The 24159-nt window shown below is 72.1% G+C and carries 19 protein-coding genes and 1 riboswitch; of the genes, 16 read left to right on the plus strand and 3 right to left on the minus strand.

Going from position 1 to position 24159, the window contains the following annotated elements; genetic code table 11:
* Nucleotides 1-202: 202 nt before the first annotated feature.
* Complete coding sequence (locus tag CLM62_RS22725) at nt 203-934, minus strand: class II aldolase/adducin family protein (RefSeq protein ID WP_095751750.1); 732 nt, start codon at nt 932-934, stop codon at nt 203-205.
* A 196-nt stretch (nt 935-1130) separates the two neighbouring features.
* On the opposite strand from CLM62_RS22725, the gene CLM62_RS22730 reads away from it, so the two are divergent.
* The 10 genes from CLM62_RS22730 (at nt 1131) to cobI (ending at nt 14980) form a co-directional block, all read left to right on the plus strand.
* Nucleotides 1131-1880, plus strand: coding sequence for a lysozyme (locus tag CLM62_RS22730; RefSeq protein ID WP_095751751.1), 750 nt, complete (start codon nt 1131-1133; stop codon nt 1878-1880).
* 153 nt (nt 1881-2033) lie between these two features.
* Nucleotides 2034-3281 (plus strand): inorganic phosphate transporter, encoded by a 1248-nt coding sequence (locus CLM62_RS22735; RefSeq protein ID WP_095751752.1) that lies wholly within the window; start codon nt 2034-2036, stop codon nt 3279-3281.
* Nucleotides 3282-3325: 44 nt separating this feature from the next.
* Complete coding sequence (locus tag CLM62_RS22740) at nt 3326-3547, plus strand: hypothetical protein (protein WP_095751753.1); 222 nt, start codon at nt 3326-3328, stop codon at nt 3545-3547.
* 109 nt (nt 3548-3656) lie between these two features.
* A riboswitch (cobalamin riboswitch) is annotated at nt 3657-3799 on the plus strand.
* 99 nt (nt 3800-3898) lie between these two features.
* On the plus strand, nt 3899-4921 hold the full coding sequence (locus tag CLM62_RS22745) for a cobalamin biosynthesis protein (protein ID WP_095751754.1): 1023 nt from the start codon (nt 3899-3901) through the stop codon (nt 4919-4921).
* The gene (locus tag CLM62_RS22750; protein WP_095751755.1) at nt 4918-6453 is read left to right on the plus strand and encodes a cobyric acid synthase; all 1536 of its coding nucleotides are present in this window, start codon (nt 4918-4920) and stop codon (nt 6451-6453) included. The genes CLM62_RS22745 and CLM62_RS22750 overlap by 4 nt, the downstream gene beginning before the upstream one ends.
* Nucleotides 6450-10106: a cobaltochelatase subunit CobN gene (gene cobN / locus CLM62_RS22755; protein WP_095751756.1), complete on the plus strand. Its 3657-nt coding sequence runs from the start codon at nt 6450-6452 to the stop codon at nt 10104-10106. Before CLM62_RS22750 ends, cobN begins: the two co-directional genes overlap by 4 nt.
* On the plus strand, nt 10103-12100 hold the full coding sequence (locus CLM62_RS22760; RefSeq protein WP_095751757.1) for a putative cobaltochelatase: 1998 nt from the start codon (nt 10103-10105) through the stop codon (nt 12098-12100). The genes cobN and CLM62_RS22760 overlap by 4 nt, the downstream gene beginning before the upstream one ends.
* The gene (gene cobO, locus CLM62_RS22765) at nt 12100-12699 is read left to right on the plus strand and encodes a cob(I)yrinic acid a,c-diamide adenosyltransferase (protein WP_095751758.1); all 600 of its coding nucleotides are present in this window, start codon (nt 12100-12102) and stop codon (nt 12697-12699) included. Before CLM62_RS22760 ends, cobO begins: the two co-directional genes overlap by 1 nt.
* A complete protein-coding gene (locus CLM62_RS22770; protein WP_179382193.1) occupies nt 12696-14252 on the plus strand; it encodes a cobyrinate a,c-diamide synthase in 1557 nt (518 codons plus the stop codon). Before cobO ends, CLM62_RS22770 begins: the two co-directional genes overlap by 4 nt.
* Nucleotides 14249-14980, plus strand: a complete 732-nt coding sequence (gene cobI / locus CLM62_RS22775; protein WP_095751834.1) for a precorrin-2 C(20)-methyltransferase — start codon at nt 14249-14251, stop codon at nt 14978-14980. Before CLM62_RS22770 ends, cobI begins: the two co-directional genes overlap by 4 nt.
* 23 nt (nt 14981-15003) lie before the next feature.
* Here the strand turns inward: cobI and CLM62_RS22780 are convergent, their stop codons facing one another.
* Nucleotides 15004-15732, minus strand: a complete 729-nt coding sequence (locus tag CLM62_RS22780) for a ZIP family metal transporter (RefSeq protein WP_095751760.1) — start codon at nt 15730-15732, stop codon at nt 15004-15006.
* Nucleotides 15733-15847: 115 nt separating this feature from the next.
* Here CLM62_RS22780 and cobM point away from each other — a divergent pair, with 115 nt between their 5' ends.
* The 6 genes from cobM to cobC are packed head-to-tail and all read left to right on the plus strand — an operon-like array spanning nt 15848 to nt 22180.
* The gene (gene cobM, locus CLM62_RS22785; RefSeq protein WP_095751761.1) at nt 15848-16666 is read left to right on the plus strand and encodes a precorrin-4 C(11)-methyltransferase; all 819 of its coding nucleotides are present in this window, start codon (nt 15848-15850) and stop codon (nt 16664-16666) included.
* Entirely contained in the window at nt 16663-17907 is a 1245-nt protein-coding gene (cbiE, locus tag CLM62_RS22790; RefSeq protein WP_179382194.1) for a precorrin-6y C5,15-methyltransferase (decarboxylating) subunit CbiE, read from the plus strand. Before cobM ends, cbiE begins: the two co-directional genes overlap by 4 nt.
* On the plus strand, nt 17904-19616 hold the full coding sequence (cobJ, locus tag CLM62_RS22795) for a precorrin-3B C(17)-methyltransferase (protein ID WP_095751762.1): 1713 nt from the start codon (nt 17904-17906) through the stop codon (nt 19614-19616). The genes cbiE and cobJ overlap by 4 nt, the downstream gene beginning before the upstream one ends.
* Nucleotides 19613-20203 carry a precorrin-8X methylmutase gene (locus CLM62_RS22800; protein ID WP_095751763.1) on the plus strand — a complete coding sequence of 197 codons (591 nt, stop codon included), beginning with the start codon at nt 19613-19615 and terminating at the stop codon, nt 20201-20203. The genes cobJ and CLM62_RS22800 overlap by 4 nt, the downstream gene beginning before the upstream one ends.
* Nucleotides 20200-21129 (plus strand): sirohydrochlorin chelatase, encoded by a 930-nt coding sequence (locus CLM62_RS22805; protein WP_095751764.1) that lies wholly within the window; start codon nt 20200-20202, stop codon nt 21127-21129. The genes CLM62_RS22800 and CLM62_RS22805 overlap by 4 nt, the downstream gene beginning before the upstream one ends.
* Nucleotides 21104-22180, plus strand: coding sequence for an Rv2231c family pyridoxal phosphate-dependent protein CobC (gene cobC, locus CLM62_RS22810; RefSeq protein ID WP_095751765.1), 1077 nt, complete (start codon nt 21104-21106; stop codon nt 22178-22180). The genes CLM62_RS22805 and cobC overlap by 26 nt, the downstream gene beginning before the upstream one ends.
* On the opposite strand, the gene CLM62_RS22815 is transcribed toward cobC, so the two are convergent.
* On the minus strand, nt 22128-24071 hold the full coding sequence (locus CLM62_RS22815) for a DUF2264 domain-containing protein (RefSeq protein WP_095751766.1): 1944 nt from the start codon (nt 24069-24071) through the stop codon (nt 22128-22130). The genes cobC and CLM62_RS22815 overlap by 53 nt on opposite strands.
* Nucleotides 24072-24159 lie beyond the last annotated feature (88 nt).

Here is a 24159-nt window from a genome sequence, read left to right on the forward strand (position 1 = left end):
TGGCGAGCCGGCCGGCCGCGATGCCCGCCGCGCCGGCCGCCAGGGCCGCGGAGAGGGCGGCGGCCGTTGCTTTGACAGTGCGCACGGCTCCAGTGTCCTGTCGGACCCGGCCGCCGGCCAGCGGGAGGACGGCTCGGTGTGACGCCGCCCGCCGGGATGAGTCAGCCGGTCGCGCCTCCCGCCCGGAGGGCGCGGCAGAGCCTCACCCCCGCTGCCCGTACCCCCGCAGCCGCTCCCCCACCTCCGCCAGCTGCGCCTCGGACAGCAGGGTCGGCGACCGTCCCGGTACCGCGGACGCCGTCAGCCACAGGCGGCACATCCACTCCAGCTGGGCGGTGCGGTCGTAGGCCTGGTCCAGGGTGGCGCCGTAGGTGAGGGTGCCGTGGTTCTGGAGGAGGCAGCCGGAGCGGTCGGCGAGGGCGTGGAGCATGTTCTCGGCCAACTCGTCGGTGCCGTATGTGGCATACGGGGCAACCCGGACGGGCCCGCCGAGCGCGACGGTCATGTAGTGGATCGCCGGGAGCTCGTGCACGAGCGTCGAGACGGCTGTCGCGTGTACGGCGTGGGTGTGGACCACGGCGCGGGCGTCGGTGCTGCGGTAGACGGCGAGATGCATGGGCAGTTCGCTCGTGGGGACGAGTGTGCCGAGGACCTGCCGGCCGTCGAGGTCGACTCCGGTGACGTCGTCCGCCGTGAGCCGGTCGTAGGGGACGCCCGACGGTGTGACCAGCACGGTGTCGCCGACGCGCACCGAGACGTTGCCGGAGGTGCCGACGACCAGTCCGTCGGACACGGTCCGGCGGGCCGTCGCGACGAGCGCCTCCCACGCGTTCGCCTCCTCGGCGCGCACACCCCTCATCCGCGACTCCGGCACATCCTGTGCGCCCTCCCGTACACCCCGTACGCCCCGGGGGTCCCGCTGCTGCTCAGCCATACGGCGATCCTGCCAGGCACGGCGTCAACCCGCCGCCGGGCGGGGGCACTTTAGGCCGGAATCAGGCCCTCCGAAAGAACGCATATACGCAAATATGACCTTCTTCGATCGCTTGGCCGGAGATCGCCGAAGATCCGATGATCTTCCAGTAATCTCTGGGAGATTTGTCGTGCACGTCGCCATTCCGGGGGGACATATGGCCCGTGATCGCAAACCGTTCCGCCGCCACAGCCGCGCCTTAGCGGCGTCCGTGGCGGCTCTCACCGTCGGGGGGGTCGCACTCGCCGAGACGCCGGTCTCGGCGGCGAGCCTGCCGAAAGGACACGACGTCTCTTCCCATCAGAAGAACGTCAACTGGCAGAAGGCCAAGTCCAAGGGCGCCAAGTTCGTCTACGTCAAGGCGACCGAATCCACCACCTACCGCAACCCGTACTTCAGCCAGCAGTACAACGGCGCCCGCAACGTGGGCATCATCCGCGGCGCGTACCACTTCGCGCTGCCCAACAAGTCGTCGGGCAAGGCACAGGCGGCGCACTTCGTGCGCAACGGCGGCAACTGGAGTGCGGACGGCTGGACGCTGCCGCCCGCGCTCGACATCGAGTACAACCCGTACGACAAGAAGCACAAGTGCTACGGCCTGAGCAAGGCGAAGATGGTCAGCTGGATCAAGTCGTTCAGCGACGAGGTCAAGCGGCGCACCGGCCGCCGTCCCGTGATCTACACCACCGCCCACTGGTGGAACACGTGCACCGGCCGCAGCGGCGCCTTCGCCTCGAACCACCCCTTATGGGTCGCCCGTTACAGCTCCGCGGGCGCGGGCGCGCTGCCGGCCGGATGGTCGGCCTGGACGATCTGGCAGTTCGACAACGGCGGCAGCCTGCCGGGTGACCAGAATCTCTTCAACGGGTCCCTGACCCAGCTGAGGAAGTTCGCCCGAGGCTACTAGCCGTGCGGCGTCTGGGCCGCACGGCACCGAGCAAGCTGGGCGGTGCGCGAACCGCCGACCTCGGACACCGTGCGGCCCCCCTCAGTTCATCTTCCGTTCATTCAGGTTACCTACGTTCGTCCGGCCGATGACCTCGAACGATTGCCTGGGTAAATGGAAAACTTCTCGCTGATCCTCGCGATTGTGGTGGTAACCGCACTCGCGTTCGATTTTACGAACGGTTTCCACGACACCGCCAACGCGATGGCCACCACCATCTCGACCGGTGCGCTCAAGCCCAAGGTCGCGGTGGCCATGTCCGCCGTACTGAACCTGGTGGGCGCCTTCCTCTCCGTGGAGGTCGCCAACACGATCTCCAAAGGTCTCGTCGACGAGACCGGCATCCGTCCCGAGGTCATCTTCGCCGCCCTGGTCGGTGCCATCCTCTGGAATCTGCTGACGTGGCTGGTGGGCCTGCCCTCCAGCTCCTCGCACGCCCTCATGGGCGGCCTGATCGGCGCCACCATCGCCTCGGCCGGCCTGGGCGCCGTCCATGGTGACGCGCTGGTCACCAAGGTCCTGATCCCGGCGATAGCGGCCCCGCTGGTCGCGGGTCTCGCGGCGATGTTCGCCACCCGCCTTTCCTACAGGCTGGGCAGGAAGGCCGACGGCAAGGCCGCCGAGAAGGGCTACCGGGCCGGCCAGATCGCCTCGGCCGGTCTCGTGTCCCTCGCACACGGCACGAACGACGCGCAGAAGACGATGGGCATCATCACCCTCGCCCTGGTCGCCGGCGGCGCCGTCGCCCCCGACTCCGACCCGCCCATGTGGGTCATCCTCTCCGCGGGCCTCGCCATCGCCCTCGGCACCTACCTCGGCGGCTGGCGCATCATCCGCACGATGGGCAAGGGCCTGACCGACCTCCAGCCGCAGCAGGGCTTCGCCGCCCAGACCAGCGCGGCCACGGTCATCCTGGCCTCCTCCCACCTCGGCTTCTCCCTCTCCACCACGCACTCCGTCTCCGGCGCGGTGATGGGCGCGGGCCTCGGCCGCAAGGGCGGGGTCGTCCGCTGGTCCACGGCGACGCGCATGTTCGTCGCCTGGGGCCTCACGCTCCCCGCCGCCGCCCTGGTCGGCGCGCTCGCCGAGTACGTGACGGGCTTCGGCGCCGGGGGCACGGCCGTCGTCGCCGTCTTCCTCGTCGCCTCCAGCGCCGCGATCTGGAAGCTCTCCCGCCGCGAGGTCGTCGACCACACGAACGTCAACTCCAGCGATATCAACGACCGCGAGGAGCCGGCCGGCGTGGTGACCACGGCGATGGCCGCGGTGACGCCGCCTCCGGCGGGCACGGTGACCGAGGACCTCACGGCCACCGTCCCCGCCTCGGCCTCCGAGCCGACGCGTTCGCAAGCCACTGTCTGACCCCACCCAGTTACTCAAGGACAGTTACTCAAGGAAGAAGAAGCATGAAGATCGACTGGGCGGCTCTCGGTTCCGTCTTCGGCGTCAGCCTCGTGGTCACCGTGGCCCTGGTGGGCCTGTTCACCCTCGGCATCGCGGGCCTGTCGCGCCGCGAGCGGGCGGACGTGCGGGGCGACTCGGCCACGCTCGCGGTCACGGGCGCGTACGCGTGCTTCGCGGCGTGTGCGGTGGCCGTGGGGTACGGGATCTATCTGATCATGGCCTGACGCACAGCGCGTGAGAACACGTGAGGTGCGGGACGGGTCACCGTCCCGCACCTCACGCATGTGTGGGCCTTCGCACACTCTCCCGTCGCAGGTCAACGGCAAGTTGACGGCCCTTCCAACCCCGTGGTGGACTGCCGGAGCCATGTACGGCGGCAGGAGAGGAAGCCGGTGAGAATCCGGCGCGGTCCCGCCACTGTCACCGGGGTAGGAAGCCCCGGGAGCCAGGAACTCTCACCGCCGGTCTCGTCGAACCAGGGCGTGGACACCCTGAGTGAGGACCTATCGCCATGCTCGGCTGCCGATTGAGGTTCAGTACCAGCGCGTTGTCTGACCCCGCGGTCGGCTGAGCCGATGCGGGCCGATCGCGTTTTCGCGTACGGCGCCGCCGCCGGCCTCCTCGGCGACCTGCTTCTCGGTGATCCGCGCCGTGGGCATCCGGTCGCCGTGTTCGGACGGGCCGCGGGTGCCGTGGAGCGGGTGTTGTGGCGGGACCATCGGGGATGGGGCGCGCTGCACGCCGTCGTGTGTGCCGGTGGCGCCGTCGCTCTCGGGGCCGTGGCCGCTCGTGCCGTACGTACGTCCCCTGCCGCGTCCGTCGCGCTGACCGGCGCGGCCACCTGGGCCGTCGTGGGCGGGACTTCGCTCGCCCGGGAGGCCCGGGTCATCGGGCGTGCCCTGGAGGCGGGGGACATCGAGGGTGCGCGGGCGCGTCTGCCGCATCTGTGCGGGCGGGATCCGCAGGCGCTCGACGCCGACGGGATCGCTCGGGCCGTGGTGGAGTCCGTCGCCGAGAACACATCCGATGCCGTGGTGGGAGCCCTGGTGTGGGGGGCCGTCGGTGGGGTGCCGGGGCTGGTCGGGTTTCGGGCCGTGAACACGCTTGATGCGATGGTCGGGCACAAGTCGCTGCGCTACCGGAGGTTCGGGTGGGCTTCCGCTCGGCTGGACGACCTTGTGGGGTGGCCGGGAGCTCGGGTGACTGCGGTTCTGGCCGCGGTTGCCGGGGGTGATGCCCGAAGTGCCATACGAGTCTGGCGTGCCGACGCCGCGAAGCACCCGAGTCCCAACGCCGGGCCTGTTGAGGCGTCGTTCGCGGGGGCGCTGGGTGTGCGGCTCGGGGGGACGTTGTCGTATGGGGGGCGCGTCGAGCATCGGCCAGTGCTGAACGACAGGGGGCGTTCTGTGGAAGTGGGAGACATCGAGCGGGCTGTTCGGCTGTCGCGGCGGGTGGGGTGGCTGGCGTTCGGGGTCGGTGCGGCTGGGGCGTTGCTGCGAGAGCGGGTCGCGAGGCGCCCGGCGCTGCGGGCTGTGCCCACCGGTTCCGCCCTGCGGAACGACTGCCCACAGCAGTACCGAACGGGGCGTGTCTCATGACCGGCGGTGGGCTTCTCGTCGCCGGAACCACCTCCGATGCCGGCAAGAGTGTCGTCACCGCCGGGATCTGTCGGTGGCTCGTGCGGCAGGGTGTGAAAGTGGCGCCCTTCAAGGCGCAGAACATGTCCCTCAATTCGTTCGTGACGCGGGAGGGCGCCGAGATCGGGCGGGCGCAGGCCATGCAGGCGCAGGCCTGTCGTGTCGAGCCGACCGCGCTGATGAATCCCGTGCTGCTCAAGCCAGGGGGCGAGCAGAGCAGTCAGGTCGTGCTGCTCGGTAAGCCGGTCGGCGAGCTGAGCGCGCGTGGGTATCACGGGGGGCGGCAGCAGAAGCTCCTCGGGACGGTGCTGGACTGTCTCGCCGAGTTGCGGGGCACGTATGACGCGGTGATCTGTGAGGGGGCCGGCAGCCCTGCCGAGATCAATCTGCGGCGGACCGACATCGTGAACATGGGGATCGCGCGGAACGCGCGACTGCCTGTGCTTGTCGTCGGGGACATCGACCGCGGTGGTGTGTTCGCATCCTTCTTCGGGACCGTAGCGCTCCTTTCGCTCGAGGATCAGGAACTCGTCGCCGGGTTTCTGGTCAACAAGTTCCGGGGGGACGTCTCCCTGCTGGAACCCGGGCTCGACATGTTGCACGGGCTCACCGGACGGCGGACCTACGGCGTCCTGCCCTTCCGGCACGGGCTCGGCATCGACGAGGAGGACGGGCTCAGGGTCTCCCTGAGGGGGACGGTCAGGGAGTCGGTCGTCGCCCCGCCCGTCGGGGCGGACGTGCTGCGCGTCGCCGTCTGTGCCGTCCCCCTGATGTCCAACTTCACCGACGTGGACGCGCTGGCCGCCGAGCCGGGTGTGGTCGTGCGGTTCGTGGACCGGCCGGAGGAGTTGGCCGACGCCGACCTCGTGGTGATTCCGGGGACCCGGGGGACCGTACGGGCGCTGGAGTGGCTGCGGGAGCGGGGGCTTGCCGATGCCCTCGTCCGCAGGGCCGCGGAAGGGCTGCCGATCCTCGGCATCTGTGGCGGTTTCCAGATCCTCGGCGAGCACATCGAGGACGACGTCGAGAGTCGGCAGGGGCATGTCGACGGGCTCGGGGTGCTTCCCGTACGGGTGCGGTTCGCGCGGGAGAAGACCCTCACCCGGCCGGAGGGCGAAGCCCTCGGGGAGCACGTCGCGGGGTACGAGATCCATCACGGGGTCGCCGATGTCGCAGGCGGGGAAGCGTTCATCTCTGATGACGAAGGACACAGCCTGGACGGCTGCCGGGTCGGCCAGACCTGGGGCACGCACTGGCACGGCTCGCTGGAGTCGGACGGTTTCCGGCGGGCCTTCCTGCGCGAGGTGGCGGCCGCCGCGGGCCGCCGGTTCGTGCCGGCCGCCGACACCTCGTTCGCCGCGCTGCGCGAGGAGCAACTCGACCGGCTCGGCGACCTGATCGAACAGCACGCGGACACGGACGCGCTGTGGCGGCTCATCGAGTCGGGCGCGCCGCAAGGACTGCCTTTCATTCCACCGGGAGCGCCCGCATGAGCACAGTGTTGTTGTTGTCGACCGCCGACACGGATCTGCTGGCGGCTCGGGCCGCTTCCGGTGCCTCCTACCGGATCGGCAACCCGACCCGCGTGGATGTCGAGGGCGAGCTGCCCTCCCTCGTCGCGGGCGCGGACATCGCCGTCGTACGACTGCTCGGCGGCAAGCGGGCCTGGGAGGACGGGCTCGCCGCGCTGAAGGCGTCCGGGATTCCGACCGTGCTGCTGGGCGGAGAGGCCGTGCCCGACGCTGAGTTGATGGCCGAGTCGTCCGTGCCGGCGGGGGTCGTGGCGGAGGCGCTGCGGTACCTCGTCGAGGGCGGGCCGGCCAACCTGACCGAGCTGGCGCGGTTCCTGTCGGACACCGTGCTGCTGACCGGTGAGGGGTTCGTCGAGCCGCAGAAGATGCCCGAGTACGGCGTCCATGGTGAGCGTCCCTTCGTCGAGGGGCGCCCGACCGTCGGCGTGCTCTTCTACCGAGCGCACGAGCTCAGCGGCAACACCGCCTTCGTGGACACCCTGTGCGACGCGATCGAAGCGCGGGGCGCCAACGCCCTTCCGGTGTACTGCGGTTCGCTGCGCGGTGCCGACCCCGGGCTCTACGAACTCCTCGGCAAGGCCGACGCCCTCGTCGCCACCGTCCTCGCCGCCGGCGGCACGCACGCCTCGCAGGCGTCGGCCGGTGGTGACGAGGAGGCGTGGGACATCGGGGCGCTCGCCGACCTCGACGTCCCTGTGCTGCAGGGGCTCTGCCTGACCTCGTCGCGGAGCGCCTGGGAGGAGTCGGACGCCGCCCTCTCCCCCATGGACGCGGCGATGCAGGTCGCCATCCCGGAGTTCGACGGGCGGCTGATCACCGTGCCGTTCTCCTTCAAGGAGCAGGGACCGGACGAGGTCCCGGTGTACGTCGCCGACCCGGAACGGGCCGCGCGGGTCGCCGGAATCGCCGTACGGCACGCGGAGTTGAAGCACAAGCCGAACTCCGAGAAGAAGCTCGCGCTCGTCTTCACCGCCTACCCGACCAAGCACTCGCGGGTCGGCAACGCGGTCGGCCTGGACACGCCCGCTTCGGCGGTGCGCGTGCTGGACGCGCTGCGGGACGCGGGATACGGGGTCACCGCATACCCGTCCGAGGGCGACGAGTTGATCCACCGGCTCATCGAGGCCGGCGGCCACGACGTCGAGTGGCTCACGGAGGAGCAGCTGGCCTCCGCACCCGCGCGCGTGCCGCTCGCCGACTACCGGGCGTGGTTCGACAAGCTGGACCCCGAGCTGCGGAACGCCATGCTGGAGGCATGGGGTGAGCCTCCGGGCGGCCTGTACGTCGACGGCGACGACATCGTGCTGGCCTCGCTCCAGTTCGGGAACGTCGTCGTGATGATCCAGCCGCCGCGCGGCTTCGGCGAGAACCCGATCGCGATCTACCACGACCCGGACATGCCGCCGTCCCACCACTACATGGCCGCGTACCGGTGGCTGGACAACAGCTTCGGCGCCGACGCGATCGTGCACATGGGCAAGCACGGCACGATGGAGTGGCTGCCGGGCAAGGGGCTCGGGCTGAGCGGCGGGTGCGCTCCGGACGCCGTCCTCGGGGACCTGCCGTTGATCTACCCGTTCATCGTCAACGACCCCGGCGAGGGCACCCAGGCCAAGCGGCGCGGGCACGCCACCGTCGTCGACCACCTGGTGCCGCCGATGGCGCGCGCCGACACCTACGGCGACCTGGCCAAGCTGGAGCAGCTCCTCGACGAGTACGCGCTCGTCTCCGACCTGGACCCGACGAAGGCGCCGGCCGTGCGCGCGCAGATCTGGACGCTGGTGAAGGCGGCCGAGCTGCACCATGACCTGCATGTCGACGAGCAGCCGGACGACGAGGCGTTCGACGAGTTCGTCATGCACATCGACGGCTATCTGTGCGAGATCAAGGACGTGCAGATCAGGGATGGCCTGCACATCCTGGGCGGCGGTCCGGTCGGCGAGCCTCGCGTGAATCTGGTCCTCGCCGTGCTGCGCGCCTCGCAGGTGTGGGGCGGGCAGGCGAACGCGCTGCCGGGGCTCAGGGCCTGTCTGGCGGCTCATTTCGGGCTGGTGGAGAAGGAGTTGCTGGCCGAGCCGGGGGCGCCGGTGAAGGTGCCGGTCGAGCTGTCGGATCTGGTGGAGGGGCCGGCGCGTACGGCGGCGGATGCGATCGATCTGCTGGAGCAGCTGTGCCGGCGGGTCGCGGAGGGCATGGAGGCGCGGGCGTGGGACGTCACGGCCGCACCGGCCCTCGTCCGAGAGGTCCTCGGTACCGAACTCCCCGACGCCGTCGCGGTGGTGGAGTTCGCGTGCCGGGAGGTCGTACCGCGGCTGGAGAGGACGACCGACGAGATCGGGCACATCCTCAAGGCGCTCGAGGGTGGTTACGTCCCGGCCGGTCCGTCCGGTTCCCCGACGCGTGGGCTGGTCAACGTGCTGCCGACCGGCCGGAACTTCTACTCCGTCGACCCCAAGGCCATTCCCTCCCGGCTGAGTTGGGAGGTCGGGCAGTCGCTCGCCGACTCGCTCGTGCAGCGGTACCTGGCCGACACCGGGGATTATCCGAAGTCGGTGGGCCTGACGGTGTGGGGTACGTCGGCCATGCGCACCCAGGGTGACGACATCGCCGAGATCCTGGCGCTGCTGGGATGCCGGCCGGTGTGGGACGACGCGTCGAGGCGGGTGACGGGCTTCGAGGTCGTCGGGCTGCAGGAGCTCGGGCGGCCGCGCATCGATGTCACGGTGCGTATCTCCGGATTCTTCCGGGACGCGTTCCCGCACGTGGTCGGGCTGATCGACGACGCGGTGCGGGCGGTGGCGGAGCTGGAGGAGCCCGCCGAGTCGAACTTCGTGCGGGCGCACGTGGACGAGGATGCCGCTGAGCATGGGGACCGGCGGCGGGCGACGGCTCGTATCTTCGGGTCCAAGCCCGGGGCTTACGGGGCCGGGTTGCTGCCGTTGATCGATGCGCGGAACTGGAGGTCGGACGCCGACCTCGCCGAGGTGTACGCGGTGTGGGGCGGGTACGCCTACGGGCGCGGGCTCGACGGGCGGGCGGCGCGCGGGGACATGGAGACGGCGTTCAAGCGGATCGCTGTGGCGGCGAAGAACGTCGACACGCGTGAGCACGATCTTGTCGACGCCGACGACTATTTCCAGTACCACGGCGGCATGGTCGCGATGGTGCGGCACCTGACGGGGGCGAGTCCGGAGGCGTACGTGGGCGACTCCGCCACGCCGGACCAGGTGAAGACGAGGACCCTCGGCGAGGAGACCCACCGCGTCTTCCGCGCCCGCGTGGTCAATCCGCGCTGGATGGCGGCGATGAGGAGGCACGGTTACAAGGGTGCCTTCGAGATGGCGGCGACCGTCGACTACCTCTTCGGATACGACGCCACGGCCGGGGTCGTGGACGACTGGATGTACGAGAAGCTCAGCGCGGAGTACGTCTTCGACCCGGAGAACCGGGACTTCATGAAGAAGTCCAACCCGTGGGCGCTGCGCGGCATCACCGAGCGGCTGCTCGAGGCCGCCGACCGCGGTCTGTGGGCCGAGCCGGACGCGGACACGTTGGAGCGGCTGCGGGCCACCTACCTGGAGCTGGAAGGCGACTTGGAGGGCGAGGACAAGTGAGTACCCCGTTTCCGTTCACGGCCGTCGTGGGCCAGGACGACCTGCGGCTCGCGCTGCTGCTGAACGCCGTGTCCCCGGCGGTCGGTGGTGTGCTGGTGCGGGGCGAGAAGGGCACCGCCAAGTCGACGGCCGTACGCGCGCTTTCGGCGCTCATGCCGGAGGTCCCTGTCCTGCCCGGGTGCCGTTTCTCGTGCGACCCCGACTCGCCCGACCCCGCGTGCCCGGACGGGCCGCACGAGCCGGGGGCCGGTGTCCAACGGCCCGCGCGGATGGTCGAGTTGCCGGTCGGCGCCTCCGAGGACCGGCTCGTGGGTGCGCTGGACATCGAGCGTGCCCTGTCCGAGGGCGTGAAGGCCTTCGAGCCAGGACTGTTGGCCGACGCGCACCGCGGGATCCTCTACGTCGACGAGGTGAACCTCCTCCACGACCACCTGGTCGACCTGCTGCTGGACGCGGCCGCGATGGGTGCGTCGTATGTGGAGCGCGAAGGTGTCTCCGTACGGCACGCCTCGAAGTTCCTCCTCGTCGGGACCATGAACCCCGAAGAGGGCGAGCTGCGGCCGCAGTTGCTCGACCGGTTCGGGCTGACCGTCGAGGTCGCGGCCTCACGGGAGCCCGACCAGCGGGTGGAGGTCGTACGGCGGCGGCTCGCCTACGACGACGATCCGGCGGGTTTCGCGGCGCGGTGGGCGGACGAGGAGGCCGCCGTACGGGCGCGGATCGTGGCGGCGCGGGAGCTGTTGCCGTCGGTGCGCCTGGGCGATGGGGCGCTGCGGCAGATCGCCGCGACCTGTGCGGCCTTCGAGGTGGACGGCATGCGGGCCGACATCGTGATGGCTCGGACTGCTACCGCGCTGGCGGCCTGGGCCGGGCGGAACGATGTGCTCGCCGAGGATGTGCGGCAGGCCGCGCTGCTCGCGCTGCCGCACCGCAGGCGTCGTAACCCGTTTGATGCGCCCGGGCTGGACGAGGACAAGCTGGACGAGACGCTGGAGGAGTTCGGGGGGCAGAGCGAGGACGACGATCCGGATCCGGACGGGCCCGGTGGGGGTGGTGGGCAGCCGCCTTCGGAGGGGCCTGAAGGGGGCGACACCGGTGCGCGGCCCGAGGCCGGGGAGGGTGGCGCGCCGCAGCCTTCCGGTGCCGGGTCGGGTGAGCAGCAGGCCGCGCGGGCCGCTGAGCCGTTCCGGACGAAGGTGCTGAGCGTGCCGGGGCTCGGTGAGGGTGCCGCCGGGCGGCGGTCGCGGGCGCGGACCGAGCACGGGCGGACTACCGGGGCGCGGCGGCCCCGAGGGGCACTCACCAAGCTGCACTTGGCGGCGACCGTGCAGGCGGCGGCGCCGCATCAGCGGGCGCGGGGGCGGTCGGGGCCGGGGCTCGTCGTACGGAGGGACGATCTGCGGCAGGCGATCAGGGAGGGGCGCGAGGGGAATCTCGTGCTGTTCGTCGTGGATGCCTCGGGCTCGATGGCTGCCCGGCAGCGGATGAGTGCGGTGAAGGGGGCCGTGTTGTCGCTGTTGCTGGACGCGTATCAGCGGCGGGACAAAGTGGGGTTGGTGACGTTTCGGGGGTCGGCCGCCGATGTGGCGCTGCCGCCGACCTCGTCCGTCGACGCGGCGGCCGCTCGGCTGGAGTCGTTGCCGACCGGTGGGCGGACGCCGCTGGCCGCCGGGCTGCTCAAGGCGCATGACGTGCTGCGGGTGGAGCGGCTGCGGGACCCGGCTCGGCGGGCGCTCGTCGTGGTCGTGACCGACGGGCGGGCCACGGGGGGCCCGGAGCCGGTCGCGCTGGCCGGACGGGCGGCTCGGTTGTTCGCGGCCGAGGGGGTCGCCTCAGTGGTCGTGGACTGCGAGTCCGGGCCCGTGCGGCTGGGGCTCGCCGGGCAGCTCGCGGGTGAGCTGGAGGGTACGGCGGTGACGTTGGACGAGTTGCGGGCGGACTCGATCGCCGGGCTGGTCAAGGATGTTCAGGGGACTTCGAGGAGGGTCGCGTAATGCCGCAGGGGCAGCCGAGTGTGATTCCGGACGATGGGCTGACGACTCGGCAGCGGAGGAATCGGCCTCTTGTCGTGGTGCACACGGGGGTCGGGAAGGGCAAGTCCACCGCCGCCTTCGGGCTCGCGCTGCGCGCCTGGAACCAGGGATGGCCGATCGGGGTGTTCCAGTTCGTCAAGTCGGCGAAGTGGAAGGTCGGCGAGGAGAACGCGCTGCGGGTGCTGGGGGCGTCCGGGCAGGGCGGCACCGTCGACTGGCACAAGATGGGCGAGGGCTGGTCGTGGGTGCAGCGCGACGATCAGATGGACAACGAGGAGAAGGCCCGCGAGGGCTGGGAGCAGGTCAAGCGGGATCTGGCCGCCGAGACGTATCAGCTGTACGTGCTGGACGAGTTCGCCTATCCGATGCACTGGGGGTGGGTCGACACCGATGAGGTCGTCTCCGTGTTGCGGGATCGGCCCGGGACCCAGCATGTCGTGATCACCGGGCGGAACGCGCCCGAGAAGCTGGTCGACTTCGCGGATCTCGTGACCGACATGTCCAAGGTCAAGCATCCGATGGACGTCGGGCAGAAGGGGCAGAGGGGCATCGAGTGGTGAGCTCTTCCGTCCCTCGGCTGGTCATTGCCGCGCCCTCGTCGGGCAGCGGCAAGACCACCGTTGCCACGGGGTTGATGGCCGCGTTCGCCGCGCGGGGGCTTGCCGTGTCTCCGCACAAGGTGGGGCCGGACTACATCGATCCCGGGTATCACGCGCTCGCCACCGGGCGGGTGGGGCGGAATCTCGACGCGTATCTCTGTGGGCCGGAGTTGGTCGGGCCGTTGTTTCTGCATGGGGCGCGTGGGTGTGACATCGCCGTCGTCGAGGGGGTGATGGGGCTGTACGACGGGGCTGCGGGGGAGGGTGAACTGGCGTCCACGGCTCATGTGGCGAAGTTGCTGCGGGCGCCGGTGGTTCTTGTCGTGGACGCCTCGTCGCAGTCTCGGTCGGTGGCGGCGCTGGTGCATGGGTTCGCGTCCTGGGATCCGGAGGTGCGGGTCGGGGGCGTGATTCTGAACAAGGTCGCCTCGGTTCGGCATGAGGAGTTGCTGCGGGAGGCGTTGGGGGCGGCCGGGGTGCCTGTGCTGGGGGTGTTGCGGCGGGCGGCTCAGGTGGATACGCCTTCGCGGCATCTGGGGTTGGTGCCGGTTGCCGAGCGGCGGGGCGAGGCCGTGGAGGCGGTTGCCGCGATGGCGGAGCAGGTGCGGTCGGGGTGTGACCTGGAGGCGCTGGTCGCGCTGGCGCGGAGTGCCGGTGCGTTGTCGTGTGCGGCTTGGGATGCGGCTGAGGTCTTGGGTCCCGCGGCGGAGCCGCTGATGGATGCAGCGCCCCCTCCGCCCCTTCCCGTCCCGTCCCTGGGGGCTGCGCCCCCAGACCCCCGCTTTCGGCCCGAAGGGCCTCGTCCTCAAACGCCGGACGGGCTGAGAGAAGCGGACCGGCGCTCGAAAGTGCCGGACAGGCTGGATGATGCGGACCAGCGCCCGAAAGTGCCGGCCGGGCCGGGCCTGGAAGCTCCCGTCATTGCCGTTGCCGGCGGTCCCGCCTTCACCTTCTCCTACGCCGAGCACACCGAGCTGCTCACCGCCGCCGGGGCCGAGGTCGTCACCTTCGATCCCCTCCGGGACGAGCAACTGCCCGACGGGACCGACGGGTTGGTCATCGGTGGCGGGTTCCCCGAGGTGTACGCCTCCGAGCTGTCGGCCAACGAGCCTCTCCGCAAGGCCGTTGCCGCCCTCGCGGAGGACGGCGCTCCCGTCGCCGCCGAATGTGCCGGGCTGCTGTACCTGTGCCGTGAGCTCGACGGGCGGCCCATGTGCGGCGTGCTCGACGCCACGGCCCGTATGGGCGAGCGGCTCACCCTCGGGTACCGGGACGCCGTGGCCGTGAGTGACAGTGTGCTCGCGGTGGCCGGAACGCGGATGCGGGGGCACGAGTTTCATCGGTCGGTCGTCGAGCCCGGCTCGGGGGCCGCTCCCGCCTGGGGCGTGCGCGCACCGCGGCGGCGGGTCGAAGGTTTCGTACAGCGAGGTGTGCACGCGAGTTATCTGCACACGCACTGGGCCTCGGAGCCCGGTGTCGCCCGTCGGTTCGTGGAGAGGTGCCGGACGTCATGAGCAGCAGGCTGATCGGAGTCGGGGTCGGGCCCGGTGATCCCGAGCTGGTGACCGTCAAGGGCGTGAATGCTCTGCGGGCGGCCGACGTGGTCGTCGTACCCGTGATGGACACAGGCGAACGCGGCCGGGCCGAAGCGACCGTGTTGCACTACGTGCCCGAGGAGAAGGTCGTCCGGGTCGTGTTCGCGCTCAACGAGCGCAGCGACCGGGCGCGGCGGGAGGCCGCGTGGGACGCGGCGGGTGAGCGGGTCGCCGGGCTGCTGAAGCAGTACGGCAGCGTCGCCTTCGCGACCATCGGCGATCCGAACGTGTACTCCACCTTCACCTACCTCGCGCAGACCATCGGCGAGGTGGTGCCCGGCGTCGTCGTGGAGACCGTGCCCGGGATCACCGCCATGCAGGACCTCGCGGCGCGGTCGGGGGCCGTGCTGACGGAGGGCACCGAGCCGCTGACCCTCGTTCCCGTCACTGCCGGGGCCGCCGTGCTCAAGGACGCCCTGAACGGGCCCGGGACCGTCGTCGCCTACAAGTTCGGGCGGCAGGCGCGGGAGGTGGCCGAGGCGTTGCGGGAGACCGGGCGGATCGACGATGCCGTATGGGGGTCGGCGCTCGGGTTGCCCGAGGAGTCCGTCCGGTCGGCCGCCGAGCTCGACGGTGCGCCTCTCCCCTACCTCTCGACGCTCATCGCGCCCGCGCGGCGGGACGGCGGGCGGGGCGGCAAGCTGTGACGACCCCCGGATCAACCCCCGGATCATTCGGCCACGGCCACGACCAGCCAGATGAACGCCGCGCCCGCGATCGTGCACAGCACGGTCGAGCGGGCGGGGTGTTCATGGTGGGCTTCCGGGAGGATCTCGGCCGCCGCCAGATACAGCAGCGCGCCGCCGAAGAGACCGAGATAGCCGCCGAGCATCGGCTCCGGGATCGTGAAGAGGAGCGTGGACGCCGCGCCCGCCACGGGGGCCAGGGCATCCGCGAACAGCATGGCGAGCGCCCGGCGCCGGGCGTTCCCGTACAGGCTCGTGATCGTGTACGTGTTGAAGCCGTCCGCGAAGTCGTGGGCGACGACGGCCAGCGCGACCGCGGTGCCCATGCCGCCGCCCACCTGGAAGGCCGCGCCGATCGCCACGCCGTCCATGGCGCTGTGGCCGACCATCGCGGCGGCCGCCGTCAGGCCGACTTCGGGCGTACGGCCGTCGCTCTCTTCGGCGCCGTGGGCCGCCTGCCTCACGGCCAGCAGGCGCTCCACCAGATGGGCCAGCAGGAAACCGGCCACGAACAGGAGCAGCGCCGCGGGTACGGCGAACACCTCGGTGTCCGCCGCCTCCAGCGCCTCCGGCAGCAGGTCCAGGCCGACCACGCCCAGCATCAGGCCGCCTGCCAGGCCCAGCACCAGATGGCGGCGGTCGGTCACGCGCAGTGCCGTCCAGCCGCCGGCCAGCGTCATCAGGAACGCGCCGAGCGCGACGAAGACCGCCATGTGCCCTTGGTATCCGATCAAGCCGCCCCGTTCACGCACATCCGGCGGCGCCGCATGGCGCTGAGCACACAGCGCGGCTCTGTCCGTAGTACTTCGTAGGAGAGGACCGATTCCCATGGCCGATGCCCCCACCGGCAAGGTGACCTTCGTCGGTGCCGGCCCCGGCGCCGCCGATCTGCTGACGTTCCGTGCCGCGCGTGCCATCGCGGAGGCCGACGTGGTGATCTGGGCGGCCAGCCTGGTCCAGGCGGAGGTCCTCCAGCACGCGCGCGAGGGCGCGCAGATCCTCGACTCGGCGACGATGTCGCTGGAGGACGTCGTCGCCGTGTACGAGCGGGCGCGTGAAGAAGGGCTGAAGGTGGCCCGGATTCACTCCGGCGACCCCGCCCTCTGGGGCGGTACGCAGGAGCAGCTCGACCGGTGTGCCCGGATCGGCGTCGAGACCGAGGTCGTTCCCGGTGTCTCCGCCTTCTCCGCCGTCGCCGCGCTCGCCCAGCGTGAGCTGACGATCCCCGAGGTCGCGCAGTCCGTCGTGCTGACCCGGCTCGGCGGCGGCAAGACGCCGATGCCGCCCGGGGAGGAGGTGCGGGAGTTCGCCAAGCACGGCACCACCATGGCGATCTTCCTGTCCGCCGCCCGCAGCGGGCAGCTCGTGCGGGAGCTGCTGGAGGGCGGCTATCCGACGACCACGCCGGTCGTCGTCGCCTACCAGGCGACCTGGCCGGAGGAGCTGGTGGTGAAGTGCACGATCGGCACGCTGGAGGAGACGGTCAAGGAGCACAAGCTCTGGAAGCACACGCTGTTCCTGGTCGGCCCGGCCCTCGACGCGCACGGCACCCGCTCGCACCTCTACCACCCCGGCCACTTCCACGGCTACCGCAAGGCCGACCCGGAGGCCCGGAAGGCGCTGCGCTCGCGGGGTGCGAGCACGTGATCACCGTTGTCGGCGCGGGGACTGGGGCGCCGGTCGCGGCTGACGTGCTGGCCGGTGCCCGGCTGGTCGTGGGCGGTCGGCGGCATCTGTCCGCCGCGCCGGTTCCGGAGGGCGCCGAGCAGGTCGTCCTCGGTGCGTTGGCTCCGGCGCTGGACGTCATCGAGCGGCACCTGGACGAGCAGGGCCGTGTCGTCGTGCTGGCCTCGGGGGATCCCGGGTTCTTCGGGATCGTGCGGGTCCTGGCCGAGCGGTTCGGTGCCCAGCGGCTCGATGTCCGGGCGGGGGTGTCGTCCGTCGCCGCCGCCTTCGCGCGGCTCGGGGTGCCGTGGGACGACGCCGTCGTCGTCAGCGCGCACGGGCGTGACCTGCGTACGGCGGTGCATGTGTGCCGGGCGCGGCCGAAGGTCGCCGTGCTGACGGGGCCGGGGGCGGGTCCGGCGGAGCTGGGGGCCGCGCTCAGGGGCGACTCGCGTGTTCTGGTCGTCGCCTCCGCGCTGGGCTCGGCGGACGAGCGTGTGGAGCGGGTGACTCCCGCCGAGGCCGCCGCCCGTGACTGGGGTCCGGCGGTGAGTGTGGTGCTGTGCCTGGACGAGGCGCGGGCGGTGGGCGGCGTGCGTTCGGTCGCCGGGCCGCCGCCCGGGCCTGCCCAATGGGCCCTGGACGAAGGCGAGTTCACCCACCGAGACTCGATGATCACCAAGTTCGAGGTGCGGGCGCTGGCGCTGGCCCGGCTCGGGCCGCGGCTGGGCGATCTGGTGTGGGACGTCGGCGCGGGCTCCGGGTCCGTGGCCGTGGAGTGCGCGCGGCTCGGCGCCGCCGTGACAGCGGTCGAGAAGAGCCTGGACGGGGTCGAGCGGATCGGCGCGAACGCCGCCGCGCACGGGGTCGACGTACGGGTGGTGCACGGGGCGGCGCCCGCGGTGCTGGCCGAGCTCGATGCTCCCGACGACCCCGACGCCGTGTTCGTCGGCGGTGGGGGGCGTGAACTGCCCGAGGTCGTCACGGTGTGCGCGCGGCGGGCCCGGCGGACCGTCGTCGTGGCGATGGCCGCGCTCGACCGGGTGCCGGCCGCGCGGGCGGCGCTCACCGGCGCCGGGTTCGACTGCGACGGGGTGCTGTTGCAGTCGTCCCGGCTCGCGCCGCTGCCGGGGGACGTGACCCGGCTCGCGGCGACCAACCCCGTTTTCCTGCTGTGGGGCGTCCGGTCTCCAGTACGTACCGAAGAAGGAGTTCCTCTGTGATCGGCCTCATTTCCGCCACCGCGGCGGGCGCGGCTGCGCGGGACCGGCTGGCCGCGGCGTGGCCCTCCCGGGCCCGGGTGTACGACGGGCCCGTCGGGGACGCCGTACGGCGGGCGTTCGCCGAGTGCGAGCAGCTCGTGTGTTTTCTGGCGACGGGGGCGGTCGTACGGCTGATCGCCCCGCTGTTGGGTGACAAGGCGTCCGACCCGGGTGTGGTGTGTGTCGACGAGGGCGGGCGGTTCGCTGTCTCGCTGGTCGGTGGGCATGGTGGGGGTGCCAATGAACTGGCCCGTGAGGTGGGTGAGTTGCTGGGGACCGAGCCCGTGGTGACCACGGCTACGGATGCGGTGGGGGTGCCTGGACTGGATACGCTCGGGTTTCCGGTCGAGGGGGATGTCGCCGGGGTTTCCCGGGCCGTGCTCGACGGTGAACCGGTGGCGCTGAAGGCGGACTTCGCCTGGCCCCTTCCGGCGCTCCGGGTCACCGAGGAAGGGGCGTACGTGATCCGGTTGACGGATCGTCTCGTCGAACCCGCCGAGCATGAGGTCGTTCTCCGCCCGCCGTCCCTCGTCGTGGGCGTCGGCGCCTCCAAGGGCGCCCCCGTCGGCGAAATCCTCGGGCTCATCGAGGACGCGCTGCGCGATGCGGGACTGTCCCCCCGCAGCATCGCCGAGCTCGCCACCGTCGACGCCAAAGCCGAGGAACCGGGGATCGTGCGGGCGGCCGACCGCCTGGGCGTTCCCCTCGTCACCTACTCCGCCGAGGAGTTGGCGGCCGTGGACGTGCCCAACCCCTCCGATGCCCCCCTCGCCGCCGTAGGCACCCCTTCCGTCGCCGAGGCCGCCGCCCTGGTGCGCGGTGGCGAACTCCTCGTACCCAAGCGGAAGTCGGACCGGGAGGACGGCCGACCGGCCATGGCGACCTGTGCCGTCGTACGGCGGCCCGCGCGCGGTCGGCTCGCGGTGGTCGGGCTCGGTCCCGGCGCCAGGGACCTTCTGACGCCCCGCGCGAAGGCGGAACTGCGGCGTGCTTCCGTGCTGGTCGGGCTCGACCAGTACGTCGACCAGATCCGCGACCTGCTGCGGCCCGCCACCCGGATCCTGGAGTCGGGGCTCGGCGCCGAGGAGGAGCGGGCGCGGACGGCCGTGGAGGAGGCCCGCAAGGGGCAGGCCGTCGCGCTGATCGGCAGCGGGGACGCCGGCGTGTACGCCATGGCCTCCCCCGCGCTCGCCGAGGCCTCCGACGACATCGACGTGATCGGCGTGCCCGGCGTGACGGCCGCTCTCGCCGCGGCCGCGATCCTCGGTGCGCCGCTGGGCCACGACCACGTGTCCATCAGCCTCTCCGATCTCCACACGCCCTGGGAGGTCATCGAGCGACGCGTGCGCGCGGCGGCCGAGGCGGACATCGTCGTGACCTTCTACAACCCGCGCAGCCGGGGCCGCGACTGGCAGTTGCCCAAGGCGCTGGCGATCCTCGCCGAGCACCGGGAGCCTGCGACGCCCGTCGGTGTCGTACGCAACGCGTCGCGGCCGGACGAGTCCGTCGTGCTGACGACGCTGGCCGCCCTCGACCCGGCGACGGTCGACATGATGACGGTCGTGACCGTGGGCAACACCGCGACCCGGCGGATCGCGGGCCGCATGGTGACCCCGCGCGGCTACCGCTGGCAGGAGAGCCGGCCGGAGAAGCAGGAGGAGGCCCGGTGAACCGCGTGGTGCATCCCATCGAGCAGGAGTCCTTCCGGCGGCTGCGCGCCCGCCTGGACACCTCGCACTTCCCGCCGCTGACCCGGGCGGTGGTGGAACGGGTCATCCACTCCGCGGCCGATCTTGAGTACGCGAGCGATCTCGTCATGGACGAGGGCGAGTTGGCGAAGGCGCACGCCGCGCTGCACGCCGGGGCGCCGGTGGTCGTGGACGTGGAGATGGTGGCCGCGGGGATCACCCGGCGGGAGACCGTCTGTCGCCTCAAGGACGCCGAGTCCGCGCCCGGGCTGACCCGTTCGGCCCACGCCGTACGACTCGCCCACGAGCAGGTCGGGCCCGGCGCCCTCTGGGTGATCGGCTGTGCCCCCACCGCGCTGGAGGAGTTGCTGACCCTGGACGCCTCGCCCGCGCTCGTCATCGGGCTGCCCGTCGGTTTCGTCGGGGCGGCCGAGTCCAAGGCCGCGTTGCGCGAGAGCGGGCTGCCCGCCGTGAGCAACGTGTCCGAAAAGGGCGGGTCGGCGGTGGCCGCCGCCGCGCTCAACGCCCTGCTGTACCACCCCCTTTCGACGTTCGAGGAGAAATCGTGACCACCCCGCCGCCCGCCCTGCTCATCGCCGGCCATGGCACCCGGGACGATGCCGGAGCCGAGGCGTTCCGCGACTTCGTACGGGAGTTGGGCGACCGCCATCCCGACCTGCCCGTCGCGGGCGGCTTCATCGAGCTGTCCCCGCCGCCGCTGGGCGACGCGGTCACCGAGCTGGTGGAGCGGGGCGTACGCCGTTTCGCCGCCGTACCGCTGATGCTGGTGTCCGCCGGGCACGCCAAGGGCGACATCCCGGCGGCGCTGGCCCGGGAGAAGGAGCGGCATCCCGGGATCTCGTACGCCTACGGCCGTCCGCTGGGCCCGCATCCCGCGCTGCTGTCGGTCCTGGAGCGGCGGCTGGACGAGGCCCTCGGCGGTGCGGCGCGCACGCCGGCCGACCGGGCCGACGTGACCGTGCTGCTGGTCGGGCGCGGCTCGACCGACCCGGACGCCAATGCCGAGGTGCACAAGGCGGCCCGGCTGCTGTGGGAGGGGCGCGGCTACGCGGGTGTGGAGACGGCGTTCGTGTCGCTGGCGGCGCCGGACGTGCCGAGCGGCCTGGACCGGTGCGTGAAGCTGGGGGCGCGGCGGATCGTCGTACTCCCGTACTTCCTGTTCACGGGCATCCTCCCGGAGCGGGTGCGGCAGCAGACGGAGGGCTGGGCGGAGGCCCATCCGGAGGTCGAGGTGCGTTCGGGCGATGTGATCGGGCCCGAGCCGGAGCTGCTCGATCTGGTGATGGAGCGGTACGAGGAGGCCGTGAAGGGCGATCTGCGGATGAACTGCGACTCGTGCGTGTACCGGATCGCGCTGCCCGGGTTCGAGGACAAGGTGGGGCTGCCGCAGCAGCCGCACTTCCACCCGGACGACGACGGCCACCATCACCACCACGGACACCACCACCATGGCGCACACACCCATGCCCGCTGAGGCGCACGATCTGCGGCATCACGGAGATGCCGAGGTGCGGGACGACGGGGCGGCCCTCGTCGACCTCGCCGTGAACGTCCGCGCGGACACGCCCCCGGCGTGGCTGCGGGAGCGGATCGCCGAGTCGCTCTCCGGGCTGGCCGCCTACCCGGACGGGCGGGACGCGCGGGCCGTGGTGGCGGCGCGACACGGGCTCCCGGCGGAGCGGGTGCTGTTGACGGCGGGTGCCGCCGAGGCGTTCGTGCTGCTCGCGCGTGCCCTGAAGGTGCGCCGGCCGGTCGTCGTGCACCCGCAGTTCACGGAGCCGGAGGCGGCGCTGCGGGACGCGGGCCACACGGTCGACCGGGTCCTGCTGCGTGAGGCGAACGGCTTCCGGCTGGAGCCGGCGGCGGTCCCGGAGGACGCGGACCTGGTGGTGATCGGCAACCCGACGAATCCCACCTCCGTCCTGCACCCGGCCGCCGCGATCGCCGAACTCGCCCGTCCGGGGCGGACGTTGGTCGTGGACGAGGCGTTCATGGACGCGGTGCCGGACGAGCGGGAGGCGCTGGCCGGGCGGACGGACGTGCCCAGGCTGGTCGTCCTGCGCAGCCTGACGAAGACCTGGGGGCTGGCCGGGCTGCGGATCGGGTACGTGCTGGCCGACCCCGAGACGATCGCCGCCCTGGAGCGGGCCCAGCCGCTGTGGCCGGTGTCCACGCCGGCGCTCACCGCCGCCGAGGCGTGCGTGGAGCCGCGGGCACTGGCTGAGGCGGCCGACGCGGCCCGCCGTATCGCCGCGGACCGGGCTCATCTCGTCGCCGGGCTGGAGGAGTTCGCCGCCGACGGACTGCGGGTGGTCCAGCCGGCCGAGGGCCCCTTCGTCCTCGTACGGCTGCCACGAGCGACCGCCGTGCGCCGGCATCTGCGCGACCTCGGTTTCGCGGTGCGGCGCGGGGACACGTTCCCGGGCCTTGGTGAGGAGTGGCTGCGGCTGGCGGTGCGGGACCGGGTGACGGTCAACTCCTTCCTTCAGGCGCTGGACCGGGCGCTGGCTCTGGCGCATCGCTGAGCCGGGGCGCCACCCGCTCCCGGGTGCCGTCCGGGAAGCGGATCTCCACGGTGCCGTCGGCGGCGACCGACGCGCTCGCTCCCGCGCGCAGCGCGTGCGGGTCGGCGCTGAGCACCACGAGGGTGACCAACAGGCGGGCGCCGTCGCCCAGTTCGAGGACGGGCGTGGCGGAGTGGTGTCCGACGGCGTTGGCGCCGAGGGCCGGTACGACCCTGCCCTCGGCGTCGCCCCAGCCGTAGAGGCCGATGATCGCGCTGGTCAGTCCGTCCGCGCCGCGGGCCCATGCCCGGCCCGGGCCGGTCCGGGCGACCGGCGGCGCGAGGTCGTCGGCGACGGCCCAGCCGCCTTCCCGCACACGGGTGCCGGGCGGTACGTCGAGGCGGTGCACTCGCACCTCCCAGGGCCCGCGCACCACGCTCACCGTCTCGATGCGATGCCCCAGCGCCCGGTGCCAGGAGGCGGCACGGCTGCCGGAGGCGCCGAGGGGGTGGATACGGCCGCGGGGGGACGGTGTGCCGTCGGGGGTGAGCAGGGCGATGTGGTTGTCGGGTCCCGGCGTCGTCTCGGGAGTTTCGGGGGCTGTGGCGCTGGAGTAGGCGAAGCGCGCGTAGTGCGGGCTGTCGTCAGCGGTCGCGGGTGGGGGCGGGAGGCGGTCGCTGCCGTGGTTGACCAGCCGTACGATCCCGTCGGCCGAGGTGGAGTGCAGCAGCCAGCCCGGCGCGGGCAGGGCCAGGCAGACGTCCTCCTTGTCCACGGGCGCGGGCTCCTCGGTTGCCGTCCAGACGGGGTGGTCGGCCGGCAGGAGCAGGCCCAGGAATGCCTTGCTCGCCCAGTAGGGGGAGGCGGGGCCCGAGTAGCGCTGGGTGACGGGGAGGAAGGGGCGGTACCAACCGAGCGTGAGCAGGCCCCGCTCGTCGGGCACGCCGTGCTCGGCGAAGTGCTTCAGGGCGCCCGAGGCCAGGCGGCGGGTGCGGCCGGGCGGCAGCGGGGTGGCGTCGGCGAGGACGCCCGCCCACAGCGGGGCGGTGGTCGCGAAGCGGTAGGTGAGGGAGCGGCCCTGGTGGACCGGGGCACCGTCGGAGCCGAAGAAGTGCTGGTGGACGGCGAGGAATTCGCGCAGTCGCGCCCGGTGCCGGGCCACGGTCGCCTCATCCGCACGAGGGCCCGCGATGCGCTGCCACAGCACCGGATACAGATGCAGCGCCCAGGCGTTGTAGTAGTCGAACTTCCGGCCGTCGCCGTCGGTGTACCAGCCCCCGCCCCGGTACCAGTCGTCCAGGCGGGCGAGCCCCGCGTCGATCTCGGTACGGCTGTGCGGGGCGCCGACGGAGGCCAGGAACTCCTCCGAGATCACCTGGAAAAGCCGCCAGTTGGAGTCGTTGACGTCCGCGCCGACGAACCCGCCCAGCCAGTCGGCGACCTGCCCGCGCACGCGGTCGTCGAGGTGGTCCCACAGCCACGGCCGTGACTCGTGCAGGGCGATGGCGATCGACGCGGCCTCCACCATGGGCTGGGCGCGGTCGGTGATGGGCGGCCAGTGTTCGGGGTGGCATGGGTCGGTACCGGCGGCGAGACCGGCGGCGTAGCGCTCGATGAGGGCGGGACCGACGCGACCGTCCGAGCCCGCGATGCGTAAGGCGGCGAGGAGGAAGGAGCGCGCGAAGCCTTCCAGGCCGTCGGACCAGGGGCCGGAGTGGCTGGGCGGGCCGGGGAGCCGGTACTGGGCGAAGCCCGGGGAGGCGTACGGCAGCAGTCCGTCGAGGAGCCGGTCGGCCAGCGCCTCCCAGTGGGCGCGGGCCCAGCCGGTGATCGGCGAGAGCACGGGGTCGGGTCCGGGCAGGCCGGGAAGGTGCGTCGGGTCGTCGGGGAGCGACACATGCGGCGCGGTCATACGGGACTGAGTCCTCCATGTCGGTCAAGGGGCGGTCGGGCAGCATGCTTCAGGGGCGCGGGCCGCATCGATATGCGGCTCTGCCGCG

It is taken from the genome of Streptomyces sp. SA15 (genome assembly GCF_002291145.1).
In the GTDB taxonomy this organism is placed as follows: domain Bacteria; phylum Actinomycetota; class Actinomycetes; order Streptomycetales; family Streptomycetaceae; genus Streptomyces.

What these genes read in the sequence shown, in the direction of transcription:
- CLM62_RS22725 (WP_095751750.1), bottom strand. Translation starts at nt 934, where the DNA reads ATGGCTGAGCAGCAGCGGGACCCCCGGGGCGTACGGGGTGTACGGGAG.
- CLM62_RS22730 (WP_095751751.1), top strand. Translation starts at nt 1,131, where the DNA reads ATGGCCCGTGATCGCAAACCGTTCCGCCGCCACAGCCGCGCCTTAGCG.
- CLM62_RS22735 (WP_095751752.1), top strand. Translation starts at nt 2,034, where the DNA reads ATGGAAAACTTCTCGCTGATCCTCGCGATTGTGGTGGTAACCGCACTC.
- CLM62_RS22740 (WP_095751753.1), top strand. Translation starts at nt 3,326, where the DNA reads ATGAAGATCGACTGGGCGGCTCTCGGTTCCGTCTTCGGCGTCAGCCTC.
- CLM62_RS22745 (WP_095751754.1), top strand. Translation starts at nt 3,899, where the DNA reads ATGCGGGCCGATCGCGTTTTCGCGTACGGCGCCGCCGCCGGCCTCCTC.
- CLM62_RS22750 (WP_095751755.1), top strand. Translation starts at nt 4,918, where the DNA reads ATGACCGGCGGTGGGCTTCTCGTCGCCGGAACCACCTCCGATGCCGGC.
- cobN (WP_095751756.1), top strand. Translation starts at nt 6,450, where the DNA reads ATGAGCACAGTGTTGTTGTTGTCGACCGCCGACACGGATCTGCTGGCG.
- cobO (WP_095751758.1), top strand. Translation starts at nt 12,100, where the DNA reads ATGCCGCAGGGGCAGCCGAGTGTGATTCCGGACGATGGGCTGACGACT.
- cobI (WP_095751834.1), top strand. Translation starts at nt 14,249, where the DNA reads ATGAGCAGCAGGCTGATCGGAGTCGGGGTCGGGCCCGGTGATCCCGAG.
- CLM62_RS22780 (WP_095751760.1), bottom strand. Translation starts at nt 15,732, where the DNA reads ATGGCGGTCTTCGTCGCGCTCGGCGCGTTCCTGATGACGCTGGCCGGC.
- cobM (WP_095751761.1), top strand. Translation starts at nt 15,848, where the DNA reads ATGGCCGATGCCCCCACCGGCAAGGTGACCTTCGTCGGTGCCGGCCCC.
- cobC (WP_095751765.1), top strand. Translation starts at nt 21,104, where the DNA reads ATGGCGCACACACCCATGCCCGCTGAGGCGCACGATCTGCGGCATCAC.
- CLM62_RS22815 (WP_095751766.1), bottom strand. Translation starts at nt 24,071, where the DNA reads ATGACCGCGCCGCATGTGTCGCTCCCCGACGACCCGACGCACCTTCCC.